General features: G+C 69.1%; 9 protein-coding genes. 2 read left to right on the plus strand and 7 right to left on the minus strand.

From position 1 onward, the window contains the following. Window positions 1–19: 19 nt before the first annotated feature. From ACIBX3_RS02430 to ACIBX3_RS02445, 4 genes are all read right to left on the minus strand, one after another. Complete coding sequence (locus tag ACIBX3_RS02430; RefSeq protein ID WP_397112248.1) at window positions 20–946, minus strand: esterase/lipase family protein; 927 nt, start codon at window positions 944–946, stop codon at window positions 20–22. A gap of 86 nt (window positions 947–1,032) precedes the next feature. Continuing rightward, window positions 1,033–3,684, minus strand: a complete 2,652-nt coding sequence (locus ACIBX3_RS02435) for a LuxR C-terminal-related transcriptional regulator (RefSeq protein ID WP_397112249.1) — start codon at window positions 3,682–3,684, stop codon at window positions 1,033–1,035. A 105-nt stretch (window positions 3,685–3,789) separates the two neighbouring features. Next, the gene (locus ACIBX3_RS02440; protein WP_397112250.1) at window positions 3,790–5,217 is read right to left on the minus strand and encodes a serine hydrolase; all 1,428 of its coding nucleotides are present in this window, start codon (window positions 5,215–5,217) and stop codon (window positions 3,790–3,792) included. Window positions 5,218–5,482: 265 nt separating this feature from the next. Then, complete coding sequence (locus ACIBX3_RS02445; protein ID WP_397112251.1) at window positions 5,483–5,716, minus strand: heavy-metal-associated domain-containing protein; 234 nt, start codon at window positions 5,714–5,716, stop codon at window positions 5,483–5,485. Between the two features lie 186 nt (window positions 5,717–5,902). Here ACIBX3_RS02445 and ACIBX3_RS02450 point away from each other — a divergent pair, with 186 nt between their 5' ends. Beyond that, on the plus strand, window positions 5,903–6,886 hold the full coding sequence (locus ACIBX3_RS02450; RefSeq protein WP_397112253.1) for a LuxR C-terminal-related transcriptional regulator: 984 nt from the start codon (window positions 5,903–5,905) through the stop codon (window positions 6,884–6,886). 157 nt (window positions 6,887–7,043) lie between these two features. Here ACIBX3_RS02450 and ACIBX3_RS02455 read toward each other — a convergent pair whose 3' ends face one another. The 3 genes from ACIBX3_RS02455 to ACIBX3_RS02465 form a co-directional block, all read right to left on the minus strand. Next, window positions 7,044–9,071 (minus strand): WD40 repeat domain-containing serine/threonine protein kinase, encoded by a 2,028-nt coding sequence (locus ACIBX3_RS02455; RefSeq protein WP_397113373.1) that lies wholly within the window; start codon window positions 9,069–9,071, stop codon window positions 7,044–7,046. A gap of 344 nt (window positions 9,072–9,415) precedes the next feature. Beyond that, entirely contained in the window at window positions 9,416–10,747 is a 1,332-nt protein-coding gene (locus ACIBX3_RS02460) for a jacalin-like lectin (protein ID WP_397112255.1), read from the minus strand. Between the two features lie 100 nt (window positions 10,748–10,847). Next, window positions 10,848–12,071 (minus strand): YncE family protein, encoded by a 1,224-nt coding sequence (locus ACIBX3_RS02465; RefSeq protein ID WP_397112257.1) that lies wholly within the window; start codon window positions 12,069–12,071, stop codon window positions 10,848–10,850. A 309-nt stretch (window positions 12,072–12,380) separates the two neighbouring features. Between ACIBX3_RS02465 and ACIBX3_RS02470 the strand changes: the two genes are divergently transcribed. Then, complete coding sequence (locus ACIBX3_RS02470; RefSeq protein WP_397112259.1) at window positions 12,381–15,593, plus strand: penicillin acylase family protein; 3,213 nt, start codon at window positions 12,381–12,383, stop codon at window positions 15,591–15,593. Window positions 15,594–15,674: the final 81 nt, after the last annotated feature.

Consider the following 15,674-nt stretch of genomic DNA (forward strand, 5'->3'; position numbering starts at 1 on the left):
TCATGATCCGTTCGGCTCGCTAGTAGAGCATGTGGTTGTAGAGGCCATACATGCCCTGGACGAGTGGCGGGTTGTACCAGCCCTTGCCGTGGTCGTCCAGGTTGCGCCACTCGGCGTCGAACGCCGTGGCCTTCTCGGTGCGCATCTCGCTGTGGCTGATGGTGTCACCGTCTGAGGCCTTGTCGTACACAGCGGCATGGCTGACGTCGCTGTCCCAGTTCTTCACCGCTGACTCGCCGTCGACCGTGTCGTCGTGGGCGGAGCCGAGCAGGGTGTAGTCGGTGCCCATCGCGGAGGACTTCAGCCCGCCGAGCCAGGACAGGAAGCCGCTACCACCGCGCATGTCGCTGCACTGTTCGTGCGTGAGCGCGCACCCCTCCAGAATGCCGTCGATTCCCTTGTGCGGGGTGCCGAGGGTCACGATGTCCTCGATGTACAGGTACGGCGGCCACCCGCTGGGCCACGCGGCGATGCCCGCGTCGGCCAGCGCATTCACCTGGGGCAGGTCGGCGGTGGACACCGCGGCGCCGTATCTGCGTACCCCCTCGATCGCGGCACGGGAGACGAGCCCGCCCATCGAGTGGGCCATGATGTCGATCGCGACATTTTGGCTCGACCAGAAGTAGTAGACCGTCCAGGCGAGTTGGCGGCCGACTTCCTGGATACGTGTGTCGGTCGTGCCGTCAACCTTCACGTCGCAGTTCGTGGCGCCGGTGTAGTAGCCGAAGGTGTAGACAGTGGTCCAGCCGTTGGCGACCAGCAGATCCTTGGCGGACTTCCAGCCGCCGGCGCAGTTGGGGTCGGCTTCCCGATCGAAGCCGTGGACCAGCAGGGTGATACGTTTCCCGTCCGCCCTGGATGGAGCGGCGTGCGCGGGCTGGCCGGTGAAGGCCACGGCGGAGATGACAAGGATGAGGGCAATGCCGAGTCTGCGGAGCTTGTGCATGCGCACTCCGTTCGGTGGGGGTGGCTGCACGGTACTTCGCTAACGATCACTCCCGTATCCGCCGGTATGACCTAAATCCGCGCGTGTCATCGGGGCGCCATATCCGTCATCAATCCGGCCAGTTCCTCGCGTGAGGCGATCCCCAGCTTGCGGAACGCATTCGACAGGTGATGGCCCACCGTCCGAGGGCTGAGAAACAGCCGCGCGCCGATCTGCCGGTTGGAGAGCCCCTCGGCCGCCAGCAGCGCCACCTGCCGTTCCTGCGGAGTCAGGGACTCCACCCGCCTGCCCCCGGCCGACGGAGCGGTGACGCCGGTGGCTTCCAGCTCCGCGCTCGCCCGTGCCCGCCACGCACCGGCACCGAGCTGGTCGAACAGTTCTTGGGCCATCCGCAACTGCCGGCGGGCGTCGCCACGACGGCGTTCCCGCCTGAGCCACTCACCGTAGAGCAGGCGTGTGCGGGCCGTGCGGAACGGCTGATCCGCGGCGACGCCGAGCGCCTCCTCGAAATGGACTTGGCGGTTTGCCGTGATGGCCTTGAGGCGCGCGGCGACGGATGTCGCCCAGGGCCTGTTCACCGCCGCGGCCCATTCCTCGAATCCGAGCGCCGCCTTCTCGGCAGGCCGTCCGCTCCGGACCGTCGCTTCGACCAGGTCGGGTGCCGCGAACAAGCCCACAATGGGGTGCTTGGCCGACACCTCCACGAGGTGCACGCGGGCTTGCTCCCAGCGGCAGGCGGCCAGGTGGTGCAGGCCCACGGCCCACGTGGCGATCGCCTGGACGGAAGGCACATCCCGGCTTGCCCGTTCAGCCAGATCGAGGCAGGACTCCGTGTCGCCGCGGACTGCGGCCAGCCAGGCGAGCACGCCGCTGATCTGACCGACCCGGTGTTGCTGGTGGGTGTCACACGAGATGGCCAGCGCTTCCTGTGCCGCCGCATGCGCTTCCGCGTGCTGATCGCCCAGCATCTGGGCCTGGGCCAGCAACGCCAGCGCGTCCGGCAGAACGCCGATCCAGCCGCCGTCACGGCATCGGGCCACGAACTGCGCGGCGAGGTCGCGCGCCGTATGCTCCTCGCCGGCTATGAGACTCAGCGAGCTGGCCAGCGGCAGCATGGCCGGGCTGGTGGCGAGCTGGACGGCCGCCGTACGCAGGTCGGTCAGGTTCGTGACCGGGTCGCCCTCGATGAGGCGGGTGACCGTGGCCATGCCGCGCGCCTGGACCCGCAGCAGCTCGGAGGCAGGCAGCGCGAGTGCACGCAGGGTGGCCTCGGCCTCACGAGCGATCGTCGCGTTCCCGCCCAGGGAGGCGGCCCGGATCGCGTCGCACAGCAGTTGGGCCGCCACCTCCGGGTCGGCCACACGGCGGGCTCCCTCGACAAGGCTGCGGGCCGCGTGACACGGATTGCCACGTTCGCCAGAGGTCCAGGCGTTGACTCGCGCCAGCCGAGCCGGGTCCGCCGTGTCCTCGACCCGTGCGGCCAACCGTTCGACGCGCGGGAGCTGCCCGGCGTGCATCGCCTGCTCGGCGGCGGACAGCACCAGTTCGGTACGCCGGCCGGGCACGGCGGTGAACTCCGCGGCCCGCTCGAACGCGGCGGAGGCGGCCGCGGCATCCTGTTGAAGTTTCGCGCGTACGGCTACACCCGCCAATTCCTGGCTGAGACATTCGTCGGGCGCCGGTCTGCCGGCCGCGCGGTGCCAGGCTCGCCGATCGGTGTGGCTGTCGTCCAGAACCTCGGCCAGAGCGAGGTGCGCGGCCTGGCGGCGGAAATAGGGTGCGGCGTGATAGGCGGCGCTTCGGATCAAGGGATGCCGGAAGCTCACCACGCCGTCGGCCGTCACGTGGATCATGGTGGCGCGCTCGGCGGCCGCCAGGTCCGCGGCGTCGCAGCCGAGTCGCCCGGCCGCTCGAAGCAGCACAGCCAGCTCGCCGGTGTCGTCGGCGGCGACGACCAGCAGGGCGGTCTGGGTGGCCTCGGGAAGGGCCATGATCTGCTCGCGGAAGACCCACTGGACGCTGCGGGTCGGTGCCCCGGCATCGACATAGGACGGCAGTGCGCCTAATCGGCCCTCTCGCTGGCGGGGCGTGAGCTGCGCCGACAGCTCCAGCAGGGCCAGGGGGTTGCCCTGCGCCTCGGCGATGATCCTGCGGCGGACCTGAGGCGGCAGGTTCTCGGCCAGCAGCGCGGCCGCCGCCTCTTCAGCGAGCCCGTCCAAAGGCAGCTCCGCGATGCCGTACGCGGACCCGCTGCCGCGGCCGGCGAAGATCATGGTAATGCCCTCGGCGTGCAGCCGCCTGGCGGCGAACAGCAACGCATCCAGCGAGGAGCGATCCATCCACTGCGTGTCGTCGATCAAGCACAGGACCGGCTCGTCACCCAGCTCCGACAGCAAGGTCAGAGCGGCCAGGCCGACGAGGAAGCGGTCGCATATCGCCGACATGGTCAACCGGCAGGCGCCGCGTAACGCGATCGCCTGGCCGGTGGGGAGCTTGTCGATCTGACCCAGCACCGGGCGGAGCAGCATCTGGAGCGCGCCGAAGGGGATGGCCGCCTCCGACTCCACCCCGCGCGTGCGAAGCACCCGCCAGCCGATTGCCTGGGACTCCGCGTAGTCGAGCAGCGCCGACTTGCCGATGCCCGCGTCACCGGTGACGAGGAGGGCGCCGCTGAGGCCGGCCTTCGCACGGCCGAGCGCACAATCGATCTCCCGCTGCTCATCGAGCCGCCCAAGCACGCCATCCAGTATGGAGCCAGCGAGTTGTAACGGGGGAAGTCAGGTGTCCGTGACTGAGGCAGCCTGGTGGAACGCGTTGTGCCCCCGGAGTCACGGCGAAACCGTCTACATGCGGCGCTGCTTCTCGTACTCGTCGATGGCCTTGCCCAGTTTGGCCAGCTTCTCGGTGAACCAGACGTTCTCGGCGCCGGTCGGCGGGCGGTTGGAGTCGACGTACTGGTAGCCGAGGTTGGAGAACATGGCGATGATGTAGGTGCGGCCTCCCTTGCCGGGGAGGGCCTTCACGATGCCCGCGTCGGCGCCGGAGTTGCTCACCCAGCCGTTCTTGTGGGCGAACGTGACCTCGGCCGCGTTGTTGCACGGCCGCACGTCGCGGCCGTACGCGATGCCCTGTCCGGGGATGGTGGCGGTGCCGTCGGCGCCGATCCAGCGCGACGGCGTGAGCTGCGGGATGCCCTGGGCGGGATAGGGGGCGCCGCACCAGTTGGTGGTCGACAGGGTGACGTTCATGCCCTGGTCGCTCAGCTTGCTCCTGAAGAACGTGCGTGAGGCGTTGCTCAGGACGTCGGCGGTGACCTTGGTGCCGTTGGGAGCCGTCCACAACGTGCCCGCGCCGCCGTTGACCAGCATCAGGAGCTTGGCCGTGTCGAGCGAGCTCATGGTGACCGGGTTGCCCCAGCGGGCGCCGTTGGCCGGGTTGGTGTTCTTCAGCTGCAGCGTCTCCAGGCCCAGGTCCTGGAAGGTTCGGTTGAGGCCGTCGACCGCGGCGTGGTCGTGCAGCAGCTTGACCATGGCGCAGGAGGCGGCGTTGGACGACCACGTGAGTGAGGCGTCGAGGTAGTTGCGGACCGTGTTGCTGCCGGCCGGGCCGCACAGCGAGCTGATCGTCGTGGGCTGGTAGGCATAGGTGTCGTCGAGCGAGATCACGCCCTGGTCCACCAGCCGCAGCACGCCGAAGGCCACCATCAGCTTCAGCACCGACGCGGGGTAGGGAAGCATGAAGTCGGTGGAGGCGTTCTCACGGCCCGGCACCACGTCGATGGTGCCCTGACCGTGGTTGGCGTACCAGCCGGCGTCGTCCCACTGCCGCCAGCGCACGTCGGTGGTGTGCAGGTTGCGGTCCACCGGCACGATCTTCCCGTTCGGGTACTGCGGGCTCATCAGCACGGTGCCGGAGGACACGGCGCGGCCGCGACCGTTCAGCTCGATGACGGTCACGTCGAGCTGCGGCTGCTGCGAGATCGGCTCGGCAGCCGCGGCCGCGGCACGCAGGTCTGCCGCCCTCTGCGGCTTCTCCGCTTCCTTGTCGTGACTGCGCTGCCTCAGCAGGTTCAGCTCGGCGGTGCTCGTCGGCGGGTCGGTGTCCAGGACCTGCTCGAACCGCAACTGGTCGAGCGTCTGCCGCAGGTGCTGCGCGAGTTCGCCCCTGGCGCCGCCTTCCGACGCGACCGCCTGTGGCGGTGCGGCGAGGCCGCCTAACAGCACGACCGCGGCGGCAACGGCGGATAGGGCGATCGTATGGCGAGCAACCATGGCATCTCCTGTACGGCATCCAACATCGGCGTTGACTTGGCGTCGTGAATTCAGTCGAACATATCGAAGATCTTGTCAGCCGCGCGAAAACGATCTCACCGTGTCGCACCGTTGAGTGTCCATCACCGGCCATAGGCGGACCAGGACGAGGACAGGACATTGACCGGACATCATCGCGGTGGGGAGTGGCCGGCAGGGCCGGGACGAGCGGGAACACGGCCCCGGATCCGCCACCCGACGGTGGCGGACCTCGGCGGCCTGCGGGTCAGGAGTCCTCGACGGTGCAGCCGGCCGCCTCCATGGCCGTGAGTACCCGCGCCTCGTCGACGGGACCGTCGGTGAGAATGCTCACGCGGGCTTCCGCCGGGTCGACGTCCACTCCGACGATGCCCGGCACCTGGATGAGCTCCAGCTTGATGGCGGCCAGGCAGTGCTCGCACGTCGCCGGTGACAGACCGGTGACGCGATAGGAGACAAGACTGTAGGCAACGGTGATCAACCGGATCCCTCCTTCTCGTTCACGGCGATGCTGTTTCGCCTCGCTGGAAGCGATGGTGATGCACGCAGGCGCCTCATGGAGGACGGAAAAGCTTCCGAAGTACGACATGGCGGAAACCAGAACCTTTTGCCGACAAAGGGCCGAATATGTCAATGTTCAGCGTTGACCCAAGGGGGAGGGAGTCCTGTGGACGGGGGGCCGCATCCGGCGAAGGGCAGTGTCGCGCGTTCTCTGTACGCCCGGATGCAGGAACGAGGCGAGTCGCTGCCCGAGGCGGCAGAGCAGCTGAGCCTCGCGGGGGCGGACATCGAGCTGGCCCGCGATCAGCTTTCCCAGCTCAACCTGCTGGACCCGGAAACCCAGACCGCCGCCGACGTGGCCGCAGCGCTCAACCGCAGCCTGCAAAGCAGCCATCGGCTTCTCGACAGCCTCGTCGAGCAGCACGTCAGGACAGCAGTCCTCGCCAAGCACTACCTCGACCTGCCCAGACAGGCGGACAGCCGCATCCACGTCGAATTCTTCTCGTGGCCCGCCCGCAGCGAGCACCTGTCCAAGCGCATTGACGAGCTGGCCGAACTGACCGAACACGAGGTGCTCGGCATGCACCCGGTCGCCGCGTGGACGCGCGAATCCCTGGAGGAGGGGCTCGCCCGCAGCCAGACGACCATGCGCAACGGCGTACGAATGCGTGCCCTGCACGCGCAGATCGCCCTGTCGAATCCCCTGATACGCGAATACATGGGCCGATGGCGACAGCACGGCATCGAGATACGAGTCGCCCCGGTCATCCCCACCCGCATGCTGATCTACGACCGCCGGACCGCCGTCGTCCAGGCCGACCCCGAGAACCTGCAGGCAGGCACCCTCCTGATCCGCGGCGGCAGCGTGGTGAAATCCCTCGCGGCGATCTACGACTACTGCTGGACGACAGCATCCGAACCCGATGAGGTACCGAGATCTGCCGAGGGCGGTCCCCTCACCGATCAGCAACGGGCGGTGCTGCGCATGCTGGCCGCCGGCGCGAAGGACTCCGCCATCGCCCGCAGCATGGGCGTCTCCACCCGCACCGTCACCCGCCTGGTCAGCGAGCTGACGGCGATGCTGGGGGCAACCAGCCGCTTCCAGGCAGGCGTACGCGCAGCACGGCTCGGCTGGCTCGACACCAGCTGACGTTCCGCCCAGCCGGCCACCCTCCGCCGCATGTCCCTCCCGACGCGGGGACACCGGACCCTTGATGCTCGGCCGCGGTGACGCAGACAGGACCGCACGAATGATCGGCGTGGCGTCGGAGCAGGCGGCCGAGGCGATCGTGCGCTGAGGGGCGTGATCAGCCGGTGAGGTTCCAGATGCGGATGGTGGTGTCCCGGCCGGCGCTGGCGATCTTCGTTCCGTCAGGGCTGAACGCGACGGTGTGCACCTGGCCGGAGTGGCCGACCAGGGTCGCGCGGATGCGCCCGTCCGCCACATCCCACAGGTGTACGACGTTCCCGTGGCTCCAACTGGCGAGCGTTTTGCCGTCCGGACTGAACAGGACGTCGGTCACGAGACCGTCGATGCGGTCGAAGGCGGCCTGGCTGCGGCCGGTGGCCACGTCCCAGAGCCGGAGGCTGTACGTGCCGTCGGAGTCGGCGGCTGCGAGGGTCCTGCCGTCGGGGCTGAAGGCCACGGCCTGACCGGTCGTGTCGGTGATCGTACGGACGGTTCGCCCGGTGCCGGCGTCGGACAGGCGGATCTCATGACCGCGGCCACCGCTGACCAGGAGCGCGCCGTCCGGGCTGAACATCACGTTACGGAATCCGTCGCTGTCCGGCAGACCGATCTTGACCTGCCGGGTCCTCACATCCCACAGCTTGACGGAACCCGTGTGCGTCACCCCCGCGATCGTGCGACCGTCGGGGCTGAACGCCAGGGACTTCATGATCGAACCACTTTGGGACAGCGCTCCGATGAGCCGCCGGTCGGCGACGTTCCACAGCCGGGTGCTGTCGCCGAGGAAGTTGCCGCCGCTGGCAAGGAGCCTGCCGTCCGGGCTGAACGCCACGATCTGCGCCGAGGCGCCTCCATGTCCCGGCGGGCCGAGCAGCGTGGTGATGAGCTTCCCGCTGGCCGCGTTCCACAGGCGGGTCTTGGGTCTCGGCGTGAGATCGTCGTCTCCGCTGGCCAGTAGCGTGCCGTCGGGGCTGAACGCCACCGAGGTGACGCTCTTGCGATGCCCGTTCAGCCGGATGTGGTCGACGATCTCGGCGGGGGCGGCCGGCTCGGTCGTGCCGCTCTCCTCGATGGTGCCGCTCGGCTCGGGGGCGCGGCTCGTCTCCGGGGAGCCGCTCGGACCGGGTGTCTCGGCCGGCCGAAGTGCCTGGCCCGGATCGTTCCGGCCTGATATCCACACCGCGGAAGGAACGCCGATCGCCACGAGGGCAGCGGCGCCGCCGAGGAGTATCGTGCGCCGCCGGACGCGGCCGCGGCGGGTGGGCATTTCGCTCACCGGCGACGGGGGGACGGTGTAAGGCCCGGCCTGTCCTGCGACGGGAGCCGGAACGATCATGGCGGGCGGACCCGATCCGGCCGCGGCGGACAGGAGATGGGCGGTCTGCTCCGCGGTCGGCCGCTGCGCCGGGTCCTTGCGCAGCAGAGCCATCAGCAGAGACGTGAGGCGTCCCGCCCGTACCGGAGGGCGAGGGTCTCTGGTGAGCAGCGCGGACAGCACCGCGAGGAAGTCGTTGCCGTCGAAGGGCGGACGGCCCTCCACCGCCGCGTACAGCGTCGCACCCAGCGACCAGAGGTCCGACGCCGGCGTGGCGGGTTCACCATGCGCCTGCTCGGGGGCCATGAACGCGGGCGTCCCCATGATCATGTTCGACCTGGTCAGCTGAGGATCGCCGGCCAGGCTCGCGATGCCGAAGTCGGTGATCACGACCCGGTTGCCGCCCAGCAGGACGTTGGCCGGCTTGAGGTCACGGTGCACGATCCCGTTCTGGTGTGCGACCAGCAAGGCGTCGAGCATCGCCAATCCGATGCCCGCGACCTGCTCGACGGGCAGACCGCCCCGCGTCCGGATGGCGTCGGCCAGGGAACCGCCCCGGACGAACTCCATGACGATCGCCGGAGCATCGTGATGCTCAACGACGTCGTACACGGTCACGATGCCGGGATGGTTCAGGCGGCCGGCGGCGCGGGCCTCCCGGATGGCGCGCTGGGTCACCGCTTCCCGCTGCCTTTGGTCAAGATCGGGCGGCAGCAGAACTTCTTTGATCGCCACTTCGCGGCCGATCAATTCGTCATGGCCGAGCCAAACCCGGCCCATCCCTCCCGCACCCACCACCTTGATCAACCGGTAGCGCTGAGAGATCAACATTCCATCCGACTCGGGCACGAACAAAATTCTAGAGTTGATTTGCCGATCAAATCCGGCACTGCCCGACTTATCCGGAAATCAGCAATTTCATGAATCACGCGTGTGCAAAGATTCCAGCGCCCGCCGGGCGAAGCACACCCGGCAGGAGCCGCCCGGCGAGCATGTCGCCGTGGCCGGATCGTCGGAATATGATCCACACCAGAAGCCTGGTCAACGACGGGAGCGCGGCTTTCCTGATACGGGGAGCGGCCTAGATGAAGCGCCGATCCATTGCATCCAGGTCAAACGACGCAATCTCTGGACGATCTCCATACACACCAGAAATGTGGTGTGCTTACCTCACATCAGATCGGGGTGTAGATCACGCCGAGTTTGTCGACCTCATCGCCGGAGCGGCCGTGAAAGCCACTGATCTTCCAGCCTGACGGGGCGGTGAAGGTGGCCTGGGTGCTGGTCTGGGTGCCCACGCTGAGGGTGCGGCCCAGGTTGGTACGGGCGGTGAGGGCGAAGATCCGGGTGTGGCCGTTCCGCTGGCCCGACCACAGGGTGAGCTGGGTGAGGTGCTCCCCCGCGCCCAGGTCGAGCGAGCGCGCCGTGCCGCCGGTGCCGCCGTGCGTCAGTGTCCGGCCCGTGCCGTACTCGATGCCGACCTGGTCGACGCGCGAGCCGGCCCGGACGAGCAGGCGACGCACCTGGGTCGCGGCCGGCAGGGCCGCCACATCGGTGAACGGCGTTCCGTGCGGGCCTCCGAACTGTTCGCTCATCCGGATGCCGGAGTCCAAGCTCCAGGAGAACCTGGCCAGGTGCGGGTAGTGGTCGGAGAGCGGCGCGCCCGCGCCGTCGAGGAACCTCGCGTTCTCGTTGTGGTAGCCCAGCAGGTCGAGCCGGACGAACCGGTTGCCGCGATAGAAGATCTTGTCGACGACCTCGCAGTCGTCGGTGACGTTCGCCGGGTCGCACACCAGGGCCGGGTCGCCGGCCGCCGGGGGCACGCCCCCGCGCACGGCCTGCACCCAGGCGTCCTTCAGCCCGTTGTCGTCGACCAGCGTGCGGATGTTGTCGCCGGTGCGGGTGTAGCGGGTGTTGGTGTCGCCCATGACCACGACGGCCTGGCCCGCGGAGTAGGCCTGGATGAACTGCGACAACTGAGTGATGTTCGCCCGGCGCGCCGCGAGGTCGGCGGACTCGCTGCCGGCGTTGGCGTGCACGTTGTAGAAGTCGACGTACACACCCTCGGCGAACCGGATACGGGAGAACGTGAAGCCTTTGGGCGTCAGGCAGTCGGTGCCGTTGCACTGGTTCCACTTGACGCGCTGGAAGTCGCTGTAGGGGAAGCCGGACAGCGTGTTCAGCCCGTCGCCGAACGGAACCCCGCCGCTCGTGGGCGTGCGATGCGGGTGGGTGTCGGCCGCGTAGAGGGCCGCGTGGTAGTTGAAGTCCTCCTGGACGTGCACGACGTCGTACGGGCCGAGGCGGGCGCCGATCAGCGGGGTGTTGGTCGCGGGGTTCCCGCTGGACAGCGGCTCGGGGAGTCCGGCCACGTTGTAGGTGAGCACGGAGAAGGCGCCGTTCGCGCCCGATCCCGCCGCCGCGGCGGCATTGGCCGGGACCACCGCCAGGAGGAGGGCGAGAACGAGCAGGACGACCGGCCGCCGGACAGACGCGGTGACAGACATGTGCGACTCCAAGGGGGCATGCCCGAGGGCAAGAAAGTGAGTCGCACTCATAATCTTGCCCTCGAGATCGCCTGTCCAGGCCTGCTTACCGTGAGGGGTGTCAGCCGCCCGCGGGGCCGGTCCAGCCGGCCGGTACGCGGCCGAGGCGGACCCGCTGAGGGTGATCCCCGACCGGAATCGACGCCACCTTCTGCCCCGTGGCGAAGTCGATCGCGGTGACCCGGTCGGCGCCGCTCTCGGAGACGATGCACGCCCTGCCGTCGCCGCTCACGGTCGCCCAGTACGGCTTGGACGCGGTGACGAGCGGCCCTTCCCGGAGCGTCGCGCGGTCGACGATGGTCGCGTAGTCGTCCATGGTCCCCGCGACGCACAGCTTGTCGCCGCCGGGGCTCATCGACACGCCGTGATGGCGGGAGTCGTTGATCCAGTCGTTGCGGTTCTTGCTGGTCGAAGGGTTCTCCGGCAGGGTCTTCACCCGGGTGATCCGGTCGGCGGCCACGTCGTACTCATAGAAGCCGTTGAAGAACGAGACCTGGAAGTAGAGCAGGGACTCGCCGGGGGCGAACACGGCAGGCCGTACGGCGTCCGAGACGTTCGTGTGCCCGAAGGCGTCCAGCCGCTGGCGCATGTCGATGGTCTTGACCTGCTTGAACGTCGAGGTGTCGATGACGGTGATGCGCCGGTCGCCCTTCGTCCAGTCCAGCCACGGATCGTCGAGGTCGGTGTTCACCTCGCCGATCGACATGTTCCACAGGTATCTGCCGTCGCGCGTGAACACGTTCTCGTGCGGCTTGTCGCCGGTCTTGACCGACCCGGCCTCCCTGCCGGTCTGGATGTCGAGGACGTGGACGGTGTTGGACGTCGACGCCGACACCGCGACGCGCCTGCCGTCCGGCGAGACCGCCATGTGGTCCGCACGGTAGCCCGATACCGGGAACCGCCACTTGATCCGGCCGGTGGCCAGGTCGATCGAGACGACGTCGGCGAAGCTCGGCCGCGACACGACCACGGCCGTGCCGTCGGGCGTGGTGTACATGTCGTCCACGAACTGGTCGTGCCCCTCGCCCACGGTCTCCCGGATGGCGAGGAAGTAGGCGAGCTTGATCGGGTTGAGGTAGATCTCGCTCAGCCGCTGGTCCTTGTCGGGGATGACGTTGACGCGGCCGATCTTGGCGAAGCCGCCCGTGGAATCGATGACGTCGGCCGTACCGTCCCAGTTGTTGCCGACGAACAGCACCTCCCGTAAGGCAGAGGCGCCCGCCTGCCGTGTGACCGCTGCCGCCGTACCAGAACCCGCGACGGCCAGCGCCAGCGCGACCACCATCCCACCAAGGATCAGCCGCCGCGAGTTTCTGTTCTTGCCTGAGGACATCGTCGCCCCGCCTTTCGCATCGGTCGGGTCATCACCTGCGAAAACGCGCGCATCCGCACGCTGAGCACCGCCTAGAACTTGTTCTAGGCGGGTGGTTACTCGAGAGTAAACATGGCTCCTCGCCCCCACAAGACCCGCCGCGCCAGTGCGATCGCGGAGCAGATCGTTGACCGGCGGTCTACTGGAGCGTAACTTGCGAGCAGCGAAACCTGAGTAGGGCTCGTGTTCTCGGGATTCGACCTTCGACCCGGAGAGGATGCCATGCGCGTCTTAGCTGCGGTCGCGACGGCCACCGCCCTCGCCACCCTCACAGCGGTCCTCACCGCACCCCCCAGTGCCGCCTCCACCTCCAGCTCCACCACCGCCTCCAGCCTCACCGCGGCGCTCGACGAGATCCGCGACGACTACTGTCTCGGGCAGTGCTCGGACGTCCTCCCGCCCGGGCAGAACGGCAACGCCACCCTCGTCGAGGTCCTCGGCAACCAGGCGTTCGGCACGCTGCCCGCGCACAGCGCCGACCAGCTCGGCAAGTACGCCGGCCTGATCAACGCCTACAGCGGGCTCACCGACGACCAGATCGAGAACTTCTTCAACGACGCCTCCTTCGGCGTGCCCGCGGGCCAGGTGGAGAGCACGCTCTCGCCCCGCTCCGACGTCACGATCACCCGGGACAAGGCGACCGGCGTGCCGCACATCAAAGGCACCACCCGGGACGGCGCGATGTTCGGAGCCGGGTTCGCCGGCGCCCAGGACCGGCTGTTCCTCATGGACCTCATGCGCCACGTCGGCCGTGGCGATTTGACCACCTTCGCCGGCGGCGCCCAGGGCAACCGCGAGCTGGAGCAGAGCGTCTGGCGCAACTCCCCCTACACCGAGGCCGACTTCCGGGCCCAGCTCGACCGCTTGCGCGCGAGCGGCCCGCGCGGCGCCCAGCTCTACGCCGACGTGGAGAACTACGTCGCGGGCGCGAACGCCTACATCGACCGGTGCATGTCCCGGCGTGACTGCCCCGGCGAATACGTCCTCGCCGGGCACCTGGACTCCGTCACCAACGCCGGCGGCCCCAAGCACTTCACGATCACCGACCTCATCGCCATCTCCGGCGTCATCGGCGGCCTGTTCGGCGGCGGTGGCGGCATGGAGATGCAGTCGGCGCTGGTGCGGGTGGCCGCACGGGCCAAGTACGGCACCGCGGCCGGCGACCAGGCATGGCAGGCGTTCCGCGGCCGCAACGACCCCGAGACCGTGCTGACGCTGCACGACGGGCAGAGTTTCCCCTGGGGCAACCCGCCTGCCGGGGCCACCGGCGTCGCGCTGCCCGACCTCGCGACGACCCGGCCGGTGAGCGTGGTCGAGGGGGCGACCGGCTCGGCGGTCATCCCGGAGACCGAGGCCGAGGGCGTACTGCCCGGGCTGCGCGTGGAGCCGGGGCAGGCGTCCATGTCCAACGCCGTCGTCATCTCGGGGGCCAAGTCGGCCACCGGGCACCCGATCGGCGTCTTCGGCCCGCAGACCGGCTATTTCGCGCCCCAGCTGCTGATGCTCCAAGAGATCGAGGCGCCCGGCATCAAGGCCCGCGGCGCCGCCTTCGCAGGACTCAACATGTACGTCCTGCTCGGCCGGGGCCCGGACTACGCGTGGAGCGCCACGTCCAGCAACCAGGACATCACCGACACGTACGCGCTCACGCTGTGCGAGCCCGCCGGCGGCACCCCGACCCAGAACTCCGCGCACTACATGTTCCGCGGGCAGTGCGTCGCGATGGAGAAGCTGGAGCGTACCAACTCCTGGAAGCCCACCACCGCCGACAACACCCCCGCCGGCTCGTACAAGCTGGTCATCCATCGCACCAAGTACGGCCTGGTCACCTGGCGGGGCACCGTGAACGGCACCCCCACCGCGTTCGCCGTCCTGCGATCCACCTACATGCGGGAAGTGGACTCCGCGATCGGCTTCATGATGTTCAACGAACCCGGGCAGATGGGCACCGCGGCCGACTTCATGAACTCCGCGGCCAACATCTCGTTCAACTTCAACTGGTTCTACGTCAACTCGGCCGACGCCGCCTACTTCCTGTCCGGGGACGTGCCGGCGCGCTCGGCGGTCTCCGACCCGGACCTGCCGATGGCGGCCGATCCGGCGCATGAGTGGCAGGGCTGGAACCCGGCGACGAACGTCGCCACGTACTTGCCGGTCGCCCAGCGTCCCAAGTCCGTGAACCAGGACTACTACGTGAGCTGGAACAACAAGCAGGCCAGGGACTTCGGCGCGGCGGACGGCAACTTCAGCTTCTCCGCGGTGCACCGGGGCGACCTGCTGGACAAGCCGGTCAAGGCGGCGCTGGGCGGCGGCGGCAAGCTGGACCGCGCGGGCACGGTGAAGATCGTCGCCGAGGCGGCGGTGACCGACCTGCGCGGCAAGGATGTCCTGCCCGAACTGCTCCGCGTACTCGGCACGGTGAACGATCCGGCGCTGTCGTCCGCCATCGCCAAGCTGTCGGCCTGGCGGCAGGCGGGCTCGCTGCGCAAGGAGACCGCGGCGGGCAGCAAGGCCTACGCCCACGCCGACGCCATCCGCGTCATGGACGCCTGGTGGCCCAAGCTGGTCCGCGCCCAGTTCCGCCCGGGCCTGGGCGGCGAGCTCTACCAGGCGCTGGTGAACGCCCTGCAGATCAACGAGTCGCCCTCCGGACACCAGAGGGGCGACGTGTCCTCCTACCCGTCCTCCGCCAACGGCGCTCAGCCGCACAAGGGGTCCGCCCTGCAGTACGGCTGGTGGGGCTGGGTGGACAAGGATCTGCGGGCGGTCCTCGGTGACCCGGTGGCCGGGGCGCTCCCTCGTCGTCACTGCGGTGACGGGACCGTCGCCGGGTGCCGGCAGGTGCTGCTCGCCAGCCTCACGGAGGCGCTCGCCGAGCCGGCGGCGACCACGTACCCGGGCGACGACGTGTGCTCGGCGGGCGACCAGTGGTGCGCCGACACGATCCGGCAGGCCCCGCTCGGCGGGATCAAGCACGCGCTGATCTCCTGGCAGAACCGGCCGACGTACCACCAGGTCGTCTCGTTCCCCGCGCGGCGCGGTGACGACGTGGCGAACCTGGCGCGCGGCCGTACGGTGACCGTGTCGAGCGCGGAGGGGTCATTGCCGGGCGCCCGGGCCGTCGACGGCGATCTGGGCACCCGCTGGGGCAGCGCGCACAGCGACAACCAGTGGATCCGCGTGGACCTGGGCTCCGTGCGGCGCGTCGGCAGGGTGATCCTGCGCTGGGAGGCGGCGTACGGCAAGAGCTACCGGATCGAGGTGTCGAAGGACGGCAGCTCCTGGTCGACCGTGCACACCACCACGGCAGGAGACGGAGGCGTCGACAACGTCACGTTCCCGGCGGTCGACGCCCGCCACGTCAGGATGAGCGGCGTCCAGCGCGGCACCCAATGGGGTTACTCGCTCTGGGAGCTCGGGGCCTACAGCCGCTGACGCCTCCGCGGGATCCGGCAGCGGTCCCGCGGGGCGAAGATCGTCAGGTCCAGGCCGGCCGGTGCGGCCGGCCTGGACGTC

The sequence above is a fragment of the Nonomuraea sp. NPDC049480 genome, assembly GCF_044465905.1.
Taxonomy (GTDB): domain Bacteria; phylum Actinomycetota; class Actinomycetes; order Streptosporangiales; family Streptosporangiaceae; genus Nonomuraea.

Coding starts and splice junctions, on each gene's coding strand:
- ACIBX3_RS02430 (WP_397112248.1), bottom strand. CDS start 946: ATGCACAAGCTCCGCAGACTCGGCATTGCCCTCATCCTTGTCATCTCC.
- ACIBX3_RS02440 (WP_397112250.1), bottom strand. CDS start 5,217: ATGGTTGCTCGCCATACGATCGCCCTATCCGCCGTTGCCGCCGCGGTC.
- ACIBX3_RS02455 (WP_397113373.1), bottom strand. CDS start 9,071: ATGTTGATCTCTCAGCGCTACCGGTTGATCAAGGTGGTGGGTGCGGGA.
- ACIBX3_RS02460 (WP_397112255.1), bottom strand. CDS start 10,747: ATGTCTGTCACCGCGTCTGTCCGGCGGCCGGTCGTCCTGCTCGTTCTC.
- ACIBX3_RS02465 (WP_397112257.1), bottom strand. CDS start 12,071: ATGGTGGTCGCGCTGGCGCTGGCCGTCGCGGGTTCTGGTACGGCGGCA.
- ACIBX3_RS02470 (WP_397112259.1), top strand. CDS start 12,381: ATGCGCGTCTTAGCTGCGGTCGCGACGGCCACCGCCCTCGCCACCCTC.